Genomic DNA, 19,296 nt, shown 5'->3' on the forward strand with positions numbered 1-19,296 from the left:
ATATCGTTCGGTCTGCCGGGGGCTGGCGCAGTCGCCCTCTGTCGGTCTATAGTCCATTCATATGCATGTAATCGAGGCATGATCCGGAATCATGTTGAGGGGAAATGGACCTGCCGGAACCGAAATCCGACATATCGGCCGTGCGAGAGGCTGAAGCCGAGAGCCTGCCGGCGACACTTGGCGAAATCGGGCTGGATCGTTTCGCGCCCTACCTGATGAACCGGGTGATGGGCCGCTGGAATGCGGACATACAGAAGGAGCTTCGCGAGTTCGGCCTGACGACCGCGCAAATGCGCGCGCTTGCCGTTTTGTCGGTTATTCCGGGTCTCACGATCATGGAGCTTTCCGTCTACACGGTCACCGAACAGTCGACCATGAGCCGCACGCTCGACGGTCTGGAATCGCAAGGCTACGTGCGACGCATAGCCCGCGCAGACGACGCCCGCGCGCGGGAGATTTTCCTGACCGATGCGGGTGCTGCCGCCTTTGCCCGTGTCTGGCCGCTCATGCGCGATGCCTATGAGAAGATGCTGGCCGGCATCGGCGAGGAGGAGCGAGAGGCGTTTCTCGGCACCTTGCGCAAGATCATGCGCAATGTGCGCAAGCACAATCTTTGACGGCCCTTACAGGTCGCGATTGACGGTGCGGATGTTTTAAGCTTGAATATATGCATATGGATGTAATTTGACGACAGCCTGATTTACGCAAGGGAGAGGCAATTGGCCGAAAGGTCGTTCGCGAAGGAAGTGGAGCATTTGCGCTTGCGCGCCGGCGAGGAGTTCCACGGCGAAGGCATCCTTGCGATCACCAAGGCGCTGCTTCAGTGCGGCGTCGGTTACGTCGGCGGTTATCAGGGCGCGCCGATCTCGCATCTGATGGATGTCTTGTCTGACGCAGAGGAATTGCTTGGCGAATACGGCGTGCGTTTCGAGGCGAGCGCGTCGGAGGCGACTGCCGCCGCGACGCTTGCTGCATCGGTGCATTATCCCATTCGCGGTGCGGTCACCTTCAAATCGACGGTCGGCCTGAACGTCGCTTCCGATGCGCTTGCAAATCTGGCTTCGGGCGGGGTCACTGGCGGTGCGTTGCTGATCATCGGCGAGGATTACGGCGAAGGTTCCTCCATCATGCAGGAACGCAGCCACGCCTTTGCCATGAAGTCCCAGGTCTGGCTTCTGGATCCGCGCCCGAACCTGCCCTCGATCGTCAAGGCCGTGGAAGACGGCTTCGAGCTTAGCGAGGCCTCCAACACGCCGGTCATGCTCCAGGTTCGCATTCGTGCGTGCCATGTCACTGGCTCCTTCCCGGCGAAGGATAACAAGCGCCCGCCGATGACGGTGGCGGAAGCCCAGAACGCGCCCCGGCGCGACACGCAGCGCGTCGTCCTGCCGCCTGCGTCTTACCAACACGAGCAGGAGAAGATCGCGAAGCGCTGGCCGGCTGCGGAAAGCTTCATTCGTGAGCGTGGGCTGAACGAGCGTTTCGGCCCGGAAAAGGCTCCCGTCGGCATCGTCCTTCAAGGCGGCATGTACAACGGCGTCATCCGCGCGCTGCAGCGTCTCGGCCTTGCCGACATCCACGGCGAGACGAGCGTTCCCCTTTATGTCCTTAACGTTACCTATCCGCTGATCGAAAGCGAATTCCTTGAATTCTGCGAGGGCAAGCGGTCGGTTCTGGTGGTGGAAGAGGGCCAGCCGGATCATATCGCGCAAACCTTCGGCGCGATGCTTCACAAGGCTGGCTCGTCCGTGAAGCTTGCGGGCAAGGATTTCCTGCCGATGGCCGGCGAATACACTGGCCGTGTGATGCTGGAAGGGATCGGCAAGTTCCTCCATGCCCACGGGGCCGAGCTTCTGCCGGATGCCGCCCGCGCGCCCAACGAGCCGCAGTCGTCAAAGCCCGATACGCCGGATCTGTCAGGCGTCGTGCCGCCGCGCCCGCCGGGCTTTTGCACGGGCTGTCCCGAACGGCCGATCTTCGCCGCCACCAAGCTCGTCGAGCAGGAACTCGGTTCCCACCACATAGCGGGTGACATCGGCTGCCATCTCTTCGCCTCGCTGCCGCCGTTCGAGATCGGCTCGTCGACGATGGGATATGGCCTCGGCCCGGCTTCCGCATCCGCCTTCAACGCGGCGGGCGCGAAACGCACGATCTCCTTCATCGGCGATGGCGGCTTCTGGCACAACGGGTTGAATTCCTCCATCGGCAACGCGGTCTACAACAAGGCAGACGGCGTCATCGTCGTCGTCGACAACAATTACTCTGCCGCCACCGGCGGGCAGGACATACTGTCGACCCGCGCGCCGAACGCAAGCCGCTCCACGGGCCATTCCATCGTCGATGCGGTGAAGGGGCTTGGCGTTAAATGGGTGCGCCACATCGACCGCACATATGACGTGCCGAAAATGCGCGACACGTTGCGCGAGGCGCTGACAACAGAGACGGAAGGCCCCAAGGTCATCGTCGCCTCGTCGGAATGCATGTTGAACCGGCAGCGGCGCGAAAAGCCGATTGCGACGAAAGCGATCAAGTTGGGAGAGCGTGTCGTCAGGCCGCGCTTCGGCGTGGATGAGGATGTCTGCACGGGCGATCATGCCTGCATGCGGCTTTCGGGGTGTCCTTCGCTCACGGTGAAGCATCTCGACGATCCGTTGAGGGACGATCCGGTCGCCCATATCGATGAATCTTGCGTCGGCTGCGGCAACTGCGGCGAAGTGGCCGATGCCGCCGTGCTTTGTCCCTCTTTCTACCGGGCCGATGTGGTTCACAACCCGCGCGGGTTCGAGCGTTGGTTGTCGGGCTTTCGCTCCCGCATCATCGCCCGGCTTCAGGCGCGCCGGGCCAGGCGGCGCCTGACTTTCGATGAGGTGTCGGCATGACCGCGCGCCCAGGCGAAATTCATTCCCAGATGGCTGGTGTCATCAAGATCGCCGTGCTTGCGCTGGGCGGGCAGGGCGGCGGCGTGCTGTCTACGTGGATCGCCGATCTCGCGCGGCGTCGCGGCTGGCTCGCGCAGGTCACTTCCGTTGCCGGTGTCGCGCAGCGCACGGGCGCGACGATCTACTATATCGAGGCAGCGCCGGATAAGGGCCGCGCGCCCGTTTTCGCGCTGTCTCCGGCGGAAGGCGATGTCGATATCCTGCTCGCCGCCGAGCTTATGGAGGCCGGACGCGCCATCCAGCGCGGTTTCGTCACGCCGGACCGCACGGTGTTGATCGCCTCCTCGCACCGGGCTTATGCCACGGCTGAAAAGACGGTGCCGGGTGATGGGCTCGCCTCGTCGGAAGAGGTTGCGACGGCGGCGGCCATCGCCGCGAAGGAGCTTGTGCTCTTCGACATGCAGAAGATCGCCGAGGGTGCGGGCAGTGTGATTTCGGCAAGCCTCTTCGGCGCGCTCGGCGGTTCCGGCGCGCTGCCGTTCCCGCGTTCGGAGTTCGAGGCGACGATCCGCGCAAGCGGGCGCGGTGTGGAGGCGAGCCTCAGCGCCTTTGCCGATGCCTGGGCGCGGGCGGAAGAAGGCGAGACTTCGAAACAGGGCGAGGGCGCTCCCGGCACCCCGCGTGTTGGCGAACCTCAAGGCCCCGCGAAGGCGCTGGAGGAATGGCGCAGGCTTGAAGCGCGCGCCGCCGCGCTGCCGGAGCCTGCGCGGGATATGGCCCAAGCGGGTTTGAGGAAGGTCGTGGATTTTCTCGATCCCGCCTATGGCGCGGAATATCTCGACCGTCTCGATCGGGTGCTTGCGATCGACAGCGCCAATCGCGATTGGGCGCTGACGGACATGGCAGCGAAGTATCTCGCCAACGCCATGGTCTATGACGATGTCATCCGCGTCGCGGACCTGAAGACACGGGCTTCCCGCTTTTCGCGCATTCGCGGCGAGATGCACGTCAGCGGCGAGCACGTCCTGCATCTCACGGAATTCATGCATCCGCGCGCGGAAGAGGCGATAGGCGTTCTGCCGGCCAAATGGGCGCGTTGGATCGAGGCACGGCCTCGTCTCTTCGCCTGGATTGACCGGCGCATCAACTGCGGGCGCCGCGTGCGGACGGACGGTCTCTTCTGGTTCGGCGCGCTTTACCTGCTTGCGGGCTTGCGTCGGTATCGCCGCTCGCTCCGCCGTCACGAGATCGAGCTGGAACATCTTGAGCGCTGGTACGCACTAGCTCTCGACACGGCGAAACGCGACTATGCGCTGGGCGTGGAAATTCTCGCCTGCCGCCGGTTGATCAAAGGATATAGCGACACTCATTCGCGCGGGACCTCGAAGTTCGACCGCGTGCTTTCGGCGCTCGAAATGCTTGATGGCCGGGCGGATGCGGCGGACTGGCTTCGCCGCCTGCGCGAAGCCGCTCTCCAGGATGAAAAGGGGGAAGCCCTGGAAGGGGCGTTGAAAACAGTGAAATCCTTCGCGTGAGGAGCGCGAACCGGAAAACCGCAAACGGGAGGACATGAAATGAAACGCATTCTGCTCGCCGCCGCCATAGCGGCTATTACCGCCTCGCCTGTATTGGCCGAGGAAGTCACGCTTCGCGGCGTCAGCGCCTTTGCGGCGGGCACCACCTTTTCGCGCCCCTTCGAGGCTTTCGTCGATTGGGTCAATGATAACGGCAAGGGCGTGGTGCAGATCGAACTTGTCGGCGGGCCGGAAGCCGTGCCGCCGTTCGAGCTCGGCAACGCCGTATCGACCGGTGTCGTCGATATCGCCAACAACACGACCGCCTATTATCCGAACCTGCTTGCCTGGGGCGATGCGCTGCATCTTGCCACCAACACCGTGCAGGAACAGCGTGAAAACGGCTGTTTCGACCTCATCGACCAGCGCCACCAGCAGGATATGAACGTGAAGTTCCTGGCCCGCACCGGTGACCACATCGAGTTCCATCTTTATCTGACGAAGCCCATCGACAAGCCAGACCTTTCGGGCCTCACGATCCGCACCACGCCGGTCTACCGCGCCATGTTCGAAAAGCTCGGCGCAACGCTCGTTCGCACGGCTCCGGGCGAGGTCTATACCGCGCTGGAACGCGGCGCGATCGATGGATACGGCTGGCCGGTCCAGGGCGTGACCGATCTCGGCTGGGACGAGCAGACCAAATACCGCATCGATCCCGGCTTCTATCAGGTCGACGTGAATTTCCTCGTCAATCTCGACAAGTGGAACGAACTGACGGACGAGCAGCGCGCCGTTCTTGAGGAGGGCGCGAAGTGGATCGAGGCGAAGAACGCCGAGAACGTCGACATCAATGCGAAGGAAGCCGGAAAACAGGCCGAGGCGGGTATCGAGACCATTGAATTTTCGGATGCCGACCGCGATCTGTGGCTTGAAACCGCACAGACCGAAGGCTGGGCCGCGGTGACGGCGGTCGATGCGGACTTGTCCGAAAAGCTTCAGGCCTGCCTCGTCAAGTAAGGTCCGGCAATGAACCGCTTCGACCAATGGTTCGATCGGCTCCTGGTCGCGCTCGCCGCTTTGGCGGGCGCGATCTTCGCGAGCATAGCGATCCTCATCCCCGTGAATGTCGTCCTGCGCAATGCGTTCGGCACGTCGATCTACGGTCTTCTGGATGCGATCGAATACGGCCTTCTCGCCGCAACCTTCCTGGCCGCTCCCTGGGTATTGGCGAACAACGCCCATGTGACGGTCGACCTTCTGACCGGAAGCCTCAGGCCCGGAGCGCGCCGCATCGCCGATATCGCCGTAAACCTGCTCGGCGCGGCTGTCTCGGCTGTCTTCCTCTGGTACGCGCTTGAGGCGCTGGACCTCTCCTTCACGCGCGGATCCATGATCCGTACCGCCTTCGTCATTCCGGAGTGGTGGACGCTCACCGTCGCTCCCTTGTCGATGGCGCTCATCTTCATCGAATTCCTGCGCAAGCTCGCGCGACCGGCATCGGCTGAGCGTGCCGCGACCGGCCTTTAGGACAACTCGCATATGGAATGGCAACTCGCGCTTGCGCTGATGCTTGGCGGTCTCGGTGCCCTGCTTCTTCTTGGCCTGCCGGTGGCTTTCGCCTTTCTTGCCGTTACCCTTGTGGGCGCGTTCGAGGTTCTGGGCGGCGAGCGCGGCCTCGTTCAGCTTGCGCGCAACGCCGCGCAGTCGATTGCCAATTTCCAGCTCGCGCCGATCCCGCTTTTCATCCTCATGGGCGAGCTTTTGTTCCAGACCGGCGTCGCCCATCGCGCCATTGACGCCGTAGAACGCATCGTCACCCGCATTCCCGGCAGGCTCAGCGTCGTCACCGTCTTCGGCGGCACGATCTTCGCCGCCCTTTCCGGCTCCACCATCGCCAATACGGCCATGCTCGGCTCCACCCTTTTGCCGGGCATGCTCAAGCGCGGCTATCATCCGTCGATGGCCATGGGGCCGATCATGGCTTCCGGCGCCATCGCCATGCTGATCCCGCCCTCGGCATTGGCCGTTCTTGTCGGCAGCCTCGCCGGCATTTCCATCGCTGGCCTGCTCGTTGCCGGCGTTATTCCGGCACTTCTGCTTGCCGTGCTTTTCGTCGTGTGGATTGTCGGGCGCAGCATCGCCAACCCCAAGCTTGCCCCGCCGGACGATCTTCCCGAGATGACGCTTGCCGAGCGCTGGCGTCCGTTCTTCATCTATGTCGCGCCGCTCTCTATCCTCTTCGCCGTCGTCATCGGCAGCCTGCTTGCCGGCATCGCAACGCCCACGGAATCGGCGGCCCTTGGCTGCCTCGCCTCGCTCGGCGTGGGTGCCGCCTATCGTTCGCTCAGCTGGGAGGGGTTGAAGAAGGCGATCATGGAGACGGTCACGCTTTCGGTGATGATCCTCTTCATCATCGCCGCCAGCCAGACGTTCTCGCAGGTGCTTTCCTTTTCGGGCGCAACCGGCGGCCTCATCCGCACGATCTCAGCCTTCGAGCTTGGACCGACCGAGGTGCTGGTCGGCATGATCCTGCTTCTCCTCCTGCTCGGCTGCTTCGTCGATCAGGTCTCCATGCTCATGGTCACCGTGCCGGTCTTCGTGCCGCTTGCCGAAAGTGTCGGCATCAACGATCTCGTGCTCGGCGTCGTCTACCTGCTGACGATGGAAATCGGCCTGCTCACTCCGCCCTTCGGCCTTTTGTTGTTCGTCATGCGCGGTGTCGCGCCTCCGGGCATCGGCATGCGCCAGATTTACGCTGCCATACTACCATTCGTAGTCATCAAGCTAGCCGTTCTCGCAGCCATCGTCTGGCTGCCGGGCTTGGGTACCTGGCTGCCCGCCCAGATCGCCCGGTAGGCCTCCGCCTTTCGGGACAATGGCGACTTCTGCCTTTGGGCGTTGATCGCAATTTCAAGGGAGGATGGAACATGAGGAAGCTCGCACTTCTAACAGGCCTCGCGGCATTGCTCGCCTCGGGTGTGGCATTTGCGCAGAGCGATGAGGATCGCGCGTTGCTCCAGCGTTCGCTCGAACAGACCCCCACAGCGCCTTGGGCGGATGGCGATCAGGCGGGCATGGCCAACACGCAAGGGCCCGGCACCTGGCTGCGTTGCGCGGCTCATCTCACGAAGCCGGGTGCAAAGGTCTATGAGCTCAGCCACCTTCGCTCCAACGACATGCCGATGTCGCCCTTCGGCGCGCCGCTTGCCTATGAGTACCGCCCGACGGTCGGCATTCCCGGAACCCGCCATGCCTTCAACGGCGAGAATGTTAAGTCCGGCGAACCGGGCGCTCAGGGCACGCAGATGGATGCGCTCGGCCATTTCGCCTACCTCGGTGAGCCGTGGACGGGCGAGGGCGATTTTCCGGCTGATGGCGCGACATATTACGGCGGGCGTCCGCAGTCGGAGGTGAAGCCCACTCCGGACAGCCCGCTTTTGAAGCTCGGCATCGAGCATGCCCAGCCGGTCGTCACCTCCGCCGTGCTGCTGGACGCTGCGGCGCATCTGAACGGCGGTAAGCCGCTCGAACCTGGCACGCTCGTCACCGCCGCCGATATCGAGGCGATGCTGGAAGCGCAGGGGCTTTCCTGGCGCGGGATCGTGCCGGGCGACGTCGTCTTCATCCATACCGGCTGGGGCGCGCTCTGGGACGATGCGGAAGCATCCAAGCGTTATTACACCATGGGGCCGGGGCTCGCGCGTGACGCCGCGGAAATGCTGGCTGAGAAAAACGTCGTGCTGATCGCCCTCGACAATCCCTTCACCGATCCGGTCGCCGATGGCCAGCTTCAGGGCAAGGCCGCCCCACCGCAGGGTATGGAGGAGGGGCTTCCCTTCGTCATCCACCATCTGAACCTTGCGGTGAACGGCATCCACAACATCCAGAACGTTCGACTGAAGGAGATCGCCGCCGACAAGGTCTGGACCTCCTGCGCGATCATCCTGCCGCTTCGCTCCAAAGGCGCATCGGGTTCGCCGGTCCGGCCCGTGGCGATCGGCGCGCCTCAGGGCGGCTGAGCGATACTGCGCATGCATTGCAGCCCGGCCGGAGGGCGCTTCGGTCGGGCGCGAGCCTTAGTTGCTGGAAGACAGGCAGGAATTCAATGGACTAAGGAGACAGTATGCAACCGCCGCCCTTTCTTTGATACGGGCGGTTGCATTTCCAGTCTTTGCCGAGAAAATCGATATGGGCATTCGCGGGTACGGCGATCCTTGTGCAGGCGCCAAGATGTTCGCGAAATCCGTGTTCGCACTCCCAGCCTTTGCTGTCGCCCGATTGCGAAAGATAACCGTTCTGGGGAACCGATATGGCTTCGCATTTGTCCTCGACCGCCCGGTATCCTCGCTCGCAAGTCCAGCCCGATCCGTAGGTGTCATTCGAAAGATATGCATGCTCGGGCACCTTGATTAATTCGCATCCATCGCCAACGGGGCGATACCCTCTGTCGCATTCCCATCCGTCGCCGTAGGATCGGGCGTTCAAATAGCCGTTTTCAGGAATTTTGATCGCGACGCAGCCGCTGTTTGTAGCTTGATAGCCCCTACGACATTTCCAGCCGAGACCGTGATAGCTGTCTTCCAGGTAGGCGTTTTCCGGAACCTTGATGGTCGCGCAGGCCGTGCCTTCTTGTCGAAAGCCGAAATTGCACTCCCAGCCGCCGTCGTAGCGATTGCCTGTCAGATAAGCGTTTTCGGGCGCCGTTATCGCCAAGCACTTTCCTTTGTCCTCGATGTAGCCGTCATCGCACTCCCATCCTTGCCCGTAATCTTTGGTATGTGCGTTTTGAGGTATTTCTGCCGCAAAGGCGCCCAATGAGGCGGAAAAAATGAGCGCAAATGCTATTGCCAAAATCATGCATAAAGTTTTTTTGAAATTATTTATTAGATTAAGTTTTGGAAAAAGGGCGTCATAATTAGGCATTTTTTGTATCAGAAACATATTATTTCTTCCTTTTTGGCGCCATTTGTCAATATTACGTTACAATAAATATCAGGCAATATCTATAATTACGTTTATTTCTGCTGGCTCGCAGAACGTCCGCTGCTTCCGTTCGTAATGTCCGTGAATGCGTCAATTCAAAACGCTCACAGAGGGAAGATCGTCTTTCCTGGGCGAACATTGACGGGAAGGCTCCCGCCCCGATCATTTCGATGGGTTAACCCCTGGAGCGCGTGGTTTTTTATCGCAAATTTGGCGTTCGGCCTGCAGGAATTAAAAGGCGTTCGAATTATCCCGCCCGGAATTATCGGTTGCCCGGGTTGCCGTGAAATTGACCTTTCTCGACGCCGGTTGCTGCTATCCTTGCCGGTGATCCGCAATGCGCCGAAAGGCGTAGGAAATTGCGATCAACCGGGAAATCGAACATGCTGGTACGGCTTGCCATGGTGCTATCACTGTTCTTCGGCGCTTCTTCGGTGAACGCGGCGGATACCGGCAGATCCGCGCATGACTTCACCTTCACCGCCATCGAAGGCCACGAATTGCCGCTTTCAGGCTATGCCGGCAAGGCCGTTCTTGTCGTCAACACAGCAAGTTTCTGCGGTTTTACCCATCAGTATTCGGATCTTCAGGCCCTTTGGGAAAAATACCGCGACCGTGGCCTCGTCGTCCTCGGCGTTCCGTCCAATGACTTCGGCAGCCAGGAGCCGGGAAGCGAGACGGAGATCAAGCAATTCTGCGAGGTCAATTTCTCGATCGACTTTCCCTTGACGGAAAAGGAAGTCGTGAAAGGCGACGGTGCTCATCCGTTCTACGTCTGGGCGCGGGAAGCGCTTGGCGCGAAAGCCGCACCCCGCTGGAACTTTCACAAGTACCTCGTCGGCCCGGACGGCGCTCTCGTGGCGTGGTTTCCGACGACGGTCAGCCCGTCGTCGAAGCGCGTGACGAAGGCGATCGAGGATCAACTGTCGAAAATCGGCTCCGACAAATCCGGTTCCTGACGCAGCGGTTTCTTACCGGAACAGCATCACCGGGATCTTGCACGAGCGGACCATCTCCGTCGTCGTGGAGCCGATGATCAGGCTGCGCATGCGCGAATGGCCGTATGCGCCCATCACCAGAATGCCGATGTCGTCGGAATCGACCGTCGCCGCGATCGCCGTTTCCGGCGTTCCCTGCACGATGCCGGAGCGAACTTCATAGCCGCCGGCTTCCAGCACGGTGCGTGCGTCGTCGAGTTTCTTTCGTGTTTCCGCCGTCTCCGTGCCGACCATGAGAAGCCGGCATTCCAGGCCCGCGAACAGCGGGCTGCGCGAAACATGATCGACCGCCTTCATGCTGCTCGTCCCGCCGTCGAAGGCGATCAGGAAGCGCTTGATCGGCTTGAACGCGCGGGACGCCACGAAGACCGGCTTTTTCGACGCACGGGCGACCCGCTCAAGGTTGGAGCCGAGGTGCAGCTTGGCGAAATCGGCTGCTTCGCCGCGCTTGCCGATCACCACCATTTCGGCATTCTTTTCAAACTCGCTCACGGTCTCGACGATGTCGCCGATCCTGAGTTTCGCCGAAACCTTGTTGATGCCGTCGGCCTCGATGATTTCCTTGGCATCTTCGAGGATCGCGCGGCCGCGCTTTTGGGCGAGCTTGGCCTTCTGCTCGTCCAGCGCGCTCAACTCCTCCAGAAGGGCGGTGCGCGCGCCAAGCGTGATATTGCCGCTCAGGTTCGTCGGCGCGCTCGCCGTTTCGCGGCGCCCGATGACATGCAGAAGGTCCACGGCTGCGGAGGTGCGCCCGGCAATCCATGCGGCATGATCGCACACGCTCTTCGAATAGACGGAGCCGTCGACAAGGGCGATCAGCCGTTTTTCGGTGTTTTCAGTGCTCATCAGTGCCCCATCAGCTTTTCGAGTGCGCCGGGCTTGTCGTGAATGGCGAGCTGATCGACGATCGTCTCGCTTGCCTTGTTGAGCCCTACGATCTTCACCTCCGCCCCTTCGCGGCGGAACTTCAGCACGATCATGTCGAGCGCTGCGACGCTCGAAATATCCCAGATGTGCGCGCGGCTCACGTCGATCGTGACCTTCTCCAGCGCCTCCTTGAAGTCGAAGCCGGCGGCGAAATCATCGGCGGAAGCAAAGAAGATCTGCCCTTCCACGACATAGGTGCGCGCCGTTCCGTCTTCCGAAAGCGTCGAGGTGACGCGGAAAATCTGTGCGATCTTCCAGGCAAAAAAGATGCCGGAAAGGAGCACGCCGGCAAGCACGCCGATTGCGAGATTATGCGTGAAGACCACCGAGACGACGGTCGCCAGCATCACCAGAGACGAAGAACGCGGATGATCCTTGAGGTTCTTGATGGACGACCAGCTGAAGGTGCCGACGGACACCATGATCATGATCGCGACGAGGGCCGCCATCGGGATCTGCTTCACCCATTCGCCAAGGACGACGATCATGAAGAGCAGGAAGATGCCGGCGCAGAAGGTGGAAAGCCGCCCGCGCCCGCCGGATTTCACGTTGATCATGGACTGGCCGATCATCGCACAGCCGGCCATGCCGCCGATGAAGGCGGTCGCCGTATTGGCGACGCCCTGGCCGATGCACTCCTGGTTCCGGTCGCTGGGCGTATCCGTGAGATCGTCGACGATCTGCGCCGTCATCAGCGATTCCAGCAGGCCCACCGCCGCGACGGCCGCCGAATAGGGAAGGATGATCATCAGCGTCTCGAGGTTGAGCGGGATATCCGGAATGAGAAAAACAGGCAGTGTGGAGGGCAACTCGCCCATATCGCCGACGGTGCGCAGATCGAGTCCGAGCGCAATCGACACCGTGGTCAGCACGATAATGCAGATCAGCGGGGAGGGGATGGATTTCGTGACGAACGGGAAAAGATAAATGATTGCAAGGCCTGCAGCGACCATAACATAGGTAAGAGACGGCACGCCGATGAGTTCTGGAAGCTGCGCCATGAAGATCAGGATCGCCAGCGCGTTCACGAAACCCGTCATCACCGAGCGCGAGACGAAGCGCATCACGTAGCCGAGCTTCAAGAGGCCCGCGCCGATCTGAATGAACCCGGCAAGCACGGTCGCCGCCAGCAGGTACTGCAGCCCGTATTCCTTTACGAGCGTGACCATCAGCACGGCGGTCGCGGCCGTTGCGGCGGAAATCATTCCGGGTCGTCCGCCTGTAATTGCCGTGATCACGGCAATCGAGAAGGAGGCGTAGAGCCCGACCTTCGGGTCGACACCGGCGATGATCGAAAAGGCGATGGCTTCGGGAATGAGGGCAAGTGCTACGACGAGACCGGCAAGGACATCCGCGCGGATGTTGCCGAACCACTGCTGGCGATAGGCATCGATTGAGAACATGAACCGTCCAGGATCAAAACATGGTACGGCGCGGATCGGGCAGGGCAATCCGCGCGGCGAACTGAAGATTGTCAGGGTTTCCGGCGGATAAGCGGCCGGAATAGCCACCCGGAATTTCACCGGGACCGGATGAGATGCATGGGGAATACTACGGATTTATACCGCAATGCAACATGAGGGGCGCGTAAATCTCGTGCAATTCGGAGTGAAAATTTGTGCTGTCGGGGCCGATTTGCTTGGAGGATTGCGAGGTATTTTGTCGTCAGTGAATTTGAAGTGCCGCGATATGCTCATGCACGCGGTCCGCGCCGACTTCGCAAACCCGGATCAGGTGATCGAACCGCGCGGTCAGCGCCCGGATCTGATCCACCGAGTGAACCACCATATACATGCTGCCGAGGTAGATGGCCGCCCGCTTGGGCCCGAAGATCGTCAGCGGCGCGCAAAAGTGCTGCCGCCCGTCATAAAGAAACAGCCGGAACGTCGGGTAGAGCTCCTCCAGCAGGTCCGCCATATAAAGAAGCTGCGCCTCGCGTTCGCCGCGCGACAGGCCACCCCATATACCGGACCCTGACGCGAGGTCTTCAAGCCGCTGGCGGGGCATGACCACTTCCATGTCCGTTTCGGGCCGGCGCGAATAGTCGAGCTGGCTTTTCGTCTGGTCCGACTTCGCGTCGAGAAGGGCGGGCTGCGCCTCGCCGAACTCGTACCGCAACAGCGCGTCGGTGCGCAGGAGATCGGGCACCGTCGCCGGCACGTAGCGGATCTTGTAGCCGATCGCCTCCCTGTGCCATTCGGCAAGTTTGGGCTCGTGCGCCCCGTTTCCCGAAAGCTCGATGCCGACCTGCGGCGCGACTTCGCCAAGCGCGTTTTCGCTCTGGCTCAAGCCCAAGAGCCAGTCCACGCTCACGCTCTCGGTTATGGCGATTGCGCTCAGCGTTTCCGCGCGCGGCAGGCGCGTGCCGTCCTTGTCGAGGAACTGGCTGAGTGCCGAACGGTCGAGGCCGCATCGCTTCGCAAATCCCGAAAGCGTAAGCGACTGGCGTTCCAGAAGCTGAATGAGGCGCGCTCGGAAGCTTTCCGCGATCTGGCGTTTGTCAGGAGCAGGGCGAGCCATTGTACGTCAATCCCGACCTTATGCGTTTAACAGCAGTATTTTTGTTTTATCCGTATTTGCTGCGCAAACACAGCAAATTTGGCGTTTGGTTGCGCAATGACTCGTTGTGACGTAACGGAATTTTATGGCGACTTCAATCGTGAAGCGATTGGAGATGCGGAATGATTCGAATGATCGCGCGGTATATCGAATGGCCGACCTTCGTGCTGATCCTGGGGTGTTACGCGGCCTGGTTCTGGCTGGCCCTGGGCGGTGGGCAGGGTCTTCCCGCGCCATTGTGGGTGGTGGCGACCGGTCTTTTCACGACGCTCCACTGGTCGCTGATGCATGAGGCCGTCCATGGTCATCCGACCCGCATCGGGTTCGTGAACGCGGCCTTGGTCGCCATTCCGATCGGATGGATTTTTCCCTATGGCCGGTTTCGCGACACGCATCTTGCCCATCACGCGACCGGCGAGCTGACCGATCCGTTCGACGATCCGGAAAGCTGGTATCTTGCGGGTGCAAGCTGGCAGGGGCTTTGCCGCCCTTTGAAGGCGGTCCTTGCCTTCAACAATACGCTGGCCGGCAGGCTCACGTTCGGGCCTGCCATTGCGACATTTAGGTTCGTCCTGTCGGATATCCGGTTGATTTTGAAACGCGATGACCGGGCCCGTCAGGCCCGAAGATCCTGGTGCTTCCACCTGATCGCGCTCTGCCTGCTGGCATTGGCGCTGAGCGAAGGTTCTGGCTTGCCGTTCTGGCAATTTGCAGCAGCCACCTATCTCGGGTTCTCAATCTTGCTGATACGCACTTTCGCGGAACATCAGGCGGCGGAACGGGCGGGAGAGCGTACCGTCGTCATCGAGGATCATGGGCCGCTTGCCTGGCTCTTCCTCTTCAACAACTTTCATGCGGCCCATCACTTGCGCCCTGGCCTTGCCTGGTATCGCCTGCCGTCATTCTACCGGCGTCATCGCGACGATTTGCTGGTTCGAAACGGCGGTTATGCCTTTCCGACATATCTCGCGCTGCTGCGAAGGTATTTCCTGCGGCCCAAGGAACCTGTGCCGCATCCCTTCGCGCGCCGATACGAAGGTTGACACGCAAAAAAGGCCGGCGAGGGGCCGGCCTTCGTGTATTCGATCTACGATCGCTACTCAGGTTGCTGGTATTGGGCAATCCGCTCAAGCGCGTCATGGGCCTGATCGAGGGAAGGTGACGATTCCGCAGCGGTCGTGTCGGATGCATTGTCACTCAGCGCGGTCGGCCGCCGTTTTCCCCGTTGCCGGCGAACGTGACCGCTTGGCGACCCGTTAGAAAGAGCATCCTTGTCACCCGACCAATGGTCGACCCACAGCAAAGACCAGCTCATCACAAACCCCCTTGTCGCTTCGCTCGATCAGCCGGTTCCAGGACGCAAATCCGGGAAGTTCGGGCCGTTCACTGTCAAAACGTGGAAACATCCTGCGCCCGCAAAGGCACAGGATGCTCCAGGTGTGCTGCCGCCTATTTTATAGGCCGCCTCCGTGTCGATCCCATGACCTTATGCGATCAGCTTCGCGGATGCTGTTGAACAGTTAGTGATCGCAAAAACGTTACCTGACGGAAGAGATGCAGCCGCCCGCTGCGCAAGATGCTGCCGATTCAAACGGTTAAATCCACATCTGCCGGCGCTATCGTACGGGTAAGATCTTTCAGCAGCGGTTCGGGCGCTGCGGTCCGAGGTCGATGTCGCATTCGCTCGTCAGTGCGCCGACCGCCGCGCCGCCGAGCGCTCCGACCGCCGCACCCGCCAGAATGGGGCCGCCCGCCGCCGCAACGACGCCGGCTCCCGCGAGGCCGCCTATACCGGCGCCCGACGCGCCGCGTTCGAAGCGACTGGAACCGCAAGCGGCAAGCGCAAGGGCGAGGCCGCAGATGGCGAGCGTATTCAGGATTGGCTTTGCACGCATGTCGTACTCCTTCAAGCCGCGCCCCCCGTTTCGAGGGCGAAGGTGTACGAAATCCTTAAATCATTGGTAAAAGTCCGGGTATCGGCCGGCAAATTTCCGGAGGTGGCGAAAGGGTATCACTTCGCTCTTCTATTGATACGCGCGGGGCGTTCGACTAAGACTGCGCGCCAGTTTCCCGCAATCTGGAATCCACGGAGCACCAAGTCCCGAAATGGCGCGCCAGTTCATCTATCACATGCACGGTCTGACGAAGACCTACTCCGGGGGCAAGAAGGTCCTCAATAACATCAACCTGTCGTTTTATCCGGATGCCAAGATCGGCATTCTCGGCCCCAACGGCGCCGGCAAGTCGACGCTCTTGCGCATCATGGCCGGCCTCGACAAGGAATTCACCGGCGAGGCGTGGGCCGCCGAGGGCGCCAAGGTCGGCTATCTGCCGCAGGAGCCGCAGCTCGACGGTTCCAAGACGGTTCTTGAAAACGTCATGGAAGGTGTCGCCGAGAAAAAGGCGATCATCGACCGCTATAACGAGCTGATGATGAACTACTCCGACGAAACGGCGGAGGAGGGCGCCAAGCTCCAGGACATCATCGACAGCCAGAACCTCTGGGACCTCGAGGCCCAGGTGGAAGTGGCGATGGAAGCGCTGCGCTGTCCGCCGGGCGACTGGGGCGTCGACAATCTGTCGGGTGGCGAAAGGCGCCGCGTCGCGCTTTGCAAGCTCCTGCTTGCCGAGCCGGATCTCTTGCTTCTCGACGAACCGACCAACCACCTCGACGCCGAAACGGTCCACTGGCTTGAAAAGCACCTGCGCGAATACAAGGGTTCGGTGCTGATCATCACCCACGACCGCTACTTCCTCGACAACGTCACGGGCTGGATCCTGGAACTCGACCGCGGCAACGGCATTCCCTACGAGGGCAATTACACCGCCTATCTGGAAGCCAAGTCCAAGCGCATGGAACAGGAATCGCGCGAGGATGCCGCCCGCCAGCGTGCCCTCTCCCGCGAAAAGGAATGGATGGGCATGAGCCCGCGTGCGCGCCAGACCAAGTCGAAGGCGCGTATCCGGGCCTACGACGAGCTTTTAAAGAAGAACGAGGAGCGTCTGCAATCGTCGAACGCGCAGATCGTCATTCCGGCCGGGCCGCGCCTCGGCCAGAACGTGATCGACGTCGACAATGTCACCAAGGCCTATGGCGACAAGCTTCTGTTCGACGATCTCACCTTCAAGCTGCCACCGGGCGGCATCGTTGGCGTGATCGGGCCGAACGGGGCCGGCAAGACGACGCTTTTCCGCATGCTTACCGGGCAGGAGAAGCCCGATGAGGGGGCGATCGAGATCGGGGAAAGCGTAAAGCTTGGCTATGTGGACCAGTCGCGCGACAAGCTCGACCCGAACAAAACCGTCTGGGAAGAGATTTCCGACGGCAACGAGGTGATCTACCTCGGCAAAAGGGAAGTCAACTCGCGCGCCTACTGCTCGTCCTTCAACTTCAAGGGCGGCGACCAGCAGCAGAAGGTTGGGTCGCTTTCCGGCGGCCAGCGCAACCGCGTTCATCTCGCCAAGGTGCTGAAGTCGGGCGCGAACGTCCTCCTCCTCGACGAGCCGACCAACGACCTCGATACCGAAACGCTGGCGGCACTCGAGGAAGCGCTGGAAGATTTCGCCGGCTGCTGCGTGGTCATCAGCCACGACCGCATGTTCCTTGACCGGCTTGCGACGCATATCCTGTCGTTCGAGGGCGACAGCCACGTGGAGTGGTTCGAAGGCAACTTCGAGGACTACGAGGCCGACAAGGTCCGCCGCCTCGGCCCGGATGCCGCAAACCCGAAGCGGATCAAATACAAGCCACTGACGCGGTAAGCCGATCAAGATAAACGGCGGGCACGGCCCGCCGTTTTTATTCGGTCTTCTACAAGGGTTCTACTTGCCGCCGCTGGCTTGCTCGGCGAGTTTCTTGCGGTATTCGGCGGTCGGCAGCCCTCCGACGCCCCAATTGTCCATTTCCACTTCATCGATGACGACGACTGTGGTGGCGGGGTTCTTGTCTAGAACCTTCACCAGAAGGTCCGTCGCGCCCTTGATAAGCGCTTTCTTCTGTTCCGCTGTCACGCCTTCCCGGGTGACCTTGATATTTACAAAAGGCATGGAGTTTCTCCGTTGCGAATTGCCGCCGGCATGTTCGCCGGAAGCTTCGCAGCGAAGCTAGAAAGGCCCAAGTCGTGTTTGAAGAGTAAGGTAGCCGGTCGGGCGATTTTCCGGTTTCGGTACGGTAACGTGTGCAATCCGGAAATAGACGCTGCTTTCAGCCGATTTCGCCGGCATCGAGGCCGGCGTCGTTGGGGTCTACGCGCCGGCCCGAGCCCCAGTCGGTCAATATGTCGTTCATAGCATCGATTACGAAGAAACGGGCGGAATCCCGATCGTAGCCTTCTTCCAGCAGGGCTTCGTATTCGGTATGGGCATGACGCACGCGCGCGGTCGTCGCCTGCCAGAGAGCGATCGATGGTGGAAGATGCCGCAAGTGCCGCGATTGCGCTACTTCCAGGATGGCTTCGGCGTCGAGCAGCGGCACGCGCGGCAGGAGTTGGTTGAGTGCCTTGCGCATTTCCCGTTGGCGCTTGGTCCCGGAGCTCATTTTCATGTCGCAGAAAGAATTCGAGGTTCTGGAAAGTTATCCCGGGATCAGGGTCTCGACCCTAGGTTTTCAGGCCAATCGGCGCAACAGGAGAGTGAGGTCGACGCGATTGGCGACATTGAGCTTTGCGTAGATCGTCTTGCGATGGGAGCGCAGCGTATTGGTGGAAATGCCGAGCGAATTCGCAATTTCGGCTTCAGTCAAGGGAGTTGCCATGAGCCGCGCGATATCGGCCTCCCTTTTCGTAAGGTCGAACACATGCTGAAGCCGCGCCATCGGGCCGATCGCGGTTTCGTTCAGGTCCACGGCTGTCACGAGAAAACGGTCCTCTCCGGAAATCTTCTGGATTTCCATATGAATTGGCCGCCGCCCGGTGCTCGGGCATTCTATGATGAACTCCTCCTGAGAGCCGGTCGATTTCGCACAAAGCTGCCGCAGTGTGTCGGAAAACCGGCTCTGTCCGTTCTTCTCGGCAAATTCGATGAAATTGTCCCTCAAACGCAGGTCGGTCCCGCATTTGAGCAGCCGATCGGCGTATTCGTTTGCTTCGATCAGGTGGGCGTCGCCGTCAACGACGAATGCGGCACGTTCGTAGCGGTCGTTCAGTTCGAGCAAAGGCGCATGATCCTGCGTTCCGCCTTGCCGGCTTTTGACGTCGATGTCTGTCATCTTCATGCTTTCGAACGGCTTTTCCGCGGAGGGCGCTTCCTTGGCGCCAGTCATCGGGACAGCCTTCTCAGGGCGCAGATCTTTCTGTTTCAAACCCCGGCAGCGTCGGGAACTGTGGAGCGGATAGTATGAAAAGTTGTACCGGAAGTTGTCCGATACTTGTGAATCTAGCGTTATTTCATGAAAAAGCAATATAAATAGATTTAATATTCGCAGATATGAGTTCATAT

At 60.8% G+C, this 19,296-nt stretch carries 19 protein-coding genes and 1 other annotated feature; of the genes, 10 read left to right on the plus strand and 9 right to left on the minus strand.

Annotation, left to right across the window (positions count from 1 at the left end; genetic code table 11):
- Positions 1–104: 104 nt before the first annotated feature.
- From GR183_RS00895 to GR183_RS00925, 7 genes are all read left to right on the plus strand, one after another.
- Positions 105–617, plus strand: coding sequence for a MarR family winged helix-turn-helix transcriptional regulator (locus tag GR183_RS00895; RefSeq protein ID WP_160773704.1), 513 nt, complete (start codon positions 105–107; stop codon positions 615–617).
- Positions 618–719: 102 nt separating this feature from the next.
- Positions 720–2,879 (plus strand): thiamine pyrophosphate-dependent enzyme, encoded by a 2,160-nt coding sequence (locus GR183_RS00900; RefSeq protein WP_160773705.1) that lies wholly within the window; start codon positions 720–722, stop codon positions 2,877–2,879.
- Positions 2,876–4,414 (plus strand): indolepyruvate oxidoreductase subunit beta family protein, encoded by a 1,539-nt coding sequence (locus GR183_RS00905; RefSeq protein WP_160773706.1) that lies wholly within the window; start codon positions 2,876–2,878, stop codon positions 4,412–4,414. Before GR183_RS00900 ends, GR183_RS00905 begins: the two co-directional genes overlap by 4 nt.
- Before the next feature lie 39 nt (positions 4,415–4,453).
- A complete protein-coding gene (gene dctP / locus GR183_RS00910) occupies positions 4,454–5,410 on the plus strand; it encodes a TRAP transporter substrate-binding protein DctP (RefSeq protein WP_160773707.1) in 957 nt (318 codons plus the stop codon).
- Between the two features lie 9 nt (positions 5,411–5,419).
- Positions 5,420–5,920 carry a TRAP transporter small permease gene (locus tag GR183_RS00915; RefSeq protein WP_160773708.1) on the plus strand — a complete coding sequence of 167 codons (501 nt, stop codon included), beginning with the start codon at positions 5,420–5,422 and terminating at the stop codon, positions 5,918–5,920.
- Positions 5,921–5,932: 12 nt separating this feature from the next.
- Entirely contained in the window at positions 5,933–7,249 is a 1,317-nt protein-coding gene (locus GR183_RS00920; RefSeq protein ID WP_160773709.1) for a TRAP transporter large permease, read from the plus strand.
- Positions 7,250–7,320: 71 nt separating this feature from the next.
- A complete protein-coding gene (locus tag GR183_RS00925) occupies positions 7,321–8,412 on the plus strand; it encodes a cyclase family protein (protein ID WP_160773710.1) in 1,092 nt (363 codons plus the stop codon).
- 91 nt (positions 8,413–8,503) lie between these two features.
- Here the strand turns inward: GR183_RS00925 and GR183_RS00930 are convergent, their stop codons facing one another.
- A complete protein-coding gene (locus tag GR183_RS00930; protein ID WP_160773711.1) occupies positions 8,504–9,334 on the minus strand; it encodes a hypothetical protein in 831 nt (276 codons plus the stop codon).
- Positions 9,335–9,759: 425 nt separating this feature from the next.
- On the opposite strand from GR183_RS00930, the gene GR183_RS00935 reads away from it, so the two are divergent.
- Entirely contained in the window at positions 9,760–10,335 is a 576-nt protein-coding gene (locus tag GR183_RS00935) for a glutathione peroxidase (RefSeq protein ID WP_160773712.1), read from the plus strand.
- A gap of 12 nt (positions 10,336–10,347) precedes the next feature.
- On the opposite strand, the gene GR183_RS00940 is transcribed toward GR183_RS00935, so the two are convergent.
- The 3 genes from GR183_RS00940 to GR183_RS00950 form a co-directional block, all read right to left on the minus strand.
- On the minus strand, positions 10,348–11,220 hold the full coding sequence (locus GR183_RS00940) for a universal stress protein (protein ID WP_160773713.1): 873 nt from the start codon (positions 11,218–11,220) through the stop codon (positions 10,348–10,350).
- Complete coding sequence (locus tag GR183_RS00945; protein WP_160773714.1) at positions 11,220–12,704, minus strand: SulP family inorganic anion transporter; 1,485 nt, start codon at positions 12,702–12,704, stop codon at positions 11,220–11,222. Before GR183_RS00945 ends, GR183_RS00940 begins: the two co-directional genes overlap by 1 nt.
- A 74-nt stretch (positions 12,705–12,778) precedes the next feature.
- Positions 12,779–12,834, minus strand: a sequence feature (sul1 is cis-regulatory element that is thought to sense ions involved in sulfur or methionine metabolism; They are found in Alphaproteobacteria).
- Between the two features lie 132 nt (positions 12,835–12,966).
- Positions 12,967–13,821 (minus strand): helix-turn-helix domain-containing protein, encoded by an 855-nt coding sequence (locus GR183_RS00950; RefSeq protein ID WP_160773715.1) that lies wholly within the window; start codon positions 13,819–13,821, stop codon positions 12,967–12,969.
- 170 nt (positions 13,822–13,991) lie between these two features.
- On the opposite strand from GR183_RS00950, the gene GR183_RS00955 reads away from it, so the two are divergent.
- A complete protein-coding gene (locus GR183_RS00955) occupies positions 13,992–14,903 on the plus strand; it encodes a fatty acid desaturase (protein ID WP_160773716.1) in 912 nt (303 codons plus the stop codon).
- A gap of 53 nt (positions 14,904–14,956) precedes the next feature.
- Here the strand turns inward: GR183_RS00955 and GR183_RS00960 are convergent, their stop codons facing one another.
- Positions 14,957–15,175, minus strand: a complete 219-nt coding sequence (locus tag GR183_RS00960) for a hypothetical protein (protein WP_160773717.1) — start codon at positions 15,173–15,175, stop codon at positions 14,957–14,959.
- A gap of 322 nt (positions 15,176–15,497) precedes the next feature.
- A complete protein-coding gene (locus GR183_RS00965; protein ID WP_160773718.1) occupies positions 15,498–15,755 on the minus strand; it encodes a YMGG-like glycine zipper-containing protein in 258 nt (85 codons plus the stop codon).
- Positions 15,756–15,966: 211 nt separating this feature from the next.
- On the opposite strand from GR183_RS00965, the gene ettA reads away from it, so the two are divergent.
- Positions 15,967–17,622, plus strand: coding sequence for an energy-dependent translational throttle protein EttA (gene ettA / locus GR183_RS00970; RefSeq protein WP_160773719.1), 1,656 nt, complete (start codon positions 15,967–15,969; stop codon positions 17,620–17,622).
- A 60-nt stretch (positions 17,623–17,682) separates the two neighbouring features.
- Here ettA and GR183_RS00975 read toward each other — a convergent pair whose 3' ends face one another.
- The 3 genes from GR183_RS00975 to GR183_RS00985 all read right to left on the minus strand — a co-directional run bounded on the left by GR183_RS00975 (position 17,683) and on the right by GR183_RS00985 (position 19,120).
- Positions 17,683–17,907, minus strand: a complete 225-nt coding sequence (locus GR183_RS00975; protein ID WP_160773720.1) for a tautomerase family protein — start codon at positions 17,905–17,907, stop codon at positions 17,683–17,685.
- Positions 17,908–18,064: 157 nt separating this feature from the next.
- Positions 18,065–18,397 (minus strand): DUF2293 domain-containing protein, encoded by a 333-nt coding sequence (locus GR183_RS00980; protein WP_160773721.1) that lies wholly within the window; start codon positions 18,395–18,397, stop codon positions 18,065–18,067.
- 69 nt (positions 18,398–18,466) lie between these two features.
- Entirely contained in the window at positions 18,467–19,120 is a 654-nt protein-coding gene (locus tag GR183_RS00985) for a helix-turn-helix transcriptional regulator (RefSeq protein ID WP_160773722.1), read from the minus strand.
- Positions 19,121–19,296 lie beyond the last annotated feature (176 nt).

The sequence above is a fragment of the Stappia sediminis genome (assembly GCF_009826895.1).
Lineage (GTDB): Bacteria > Pseudomonadota > Alphaproteobacteria > Rhizobiales > Stappiaceae > Hongsoonwoonella > Hongsoonwoonella sediminis.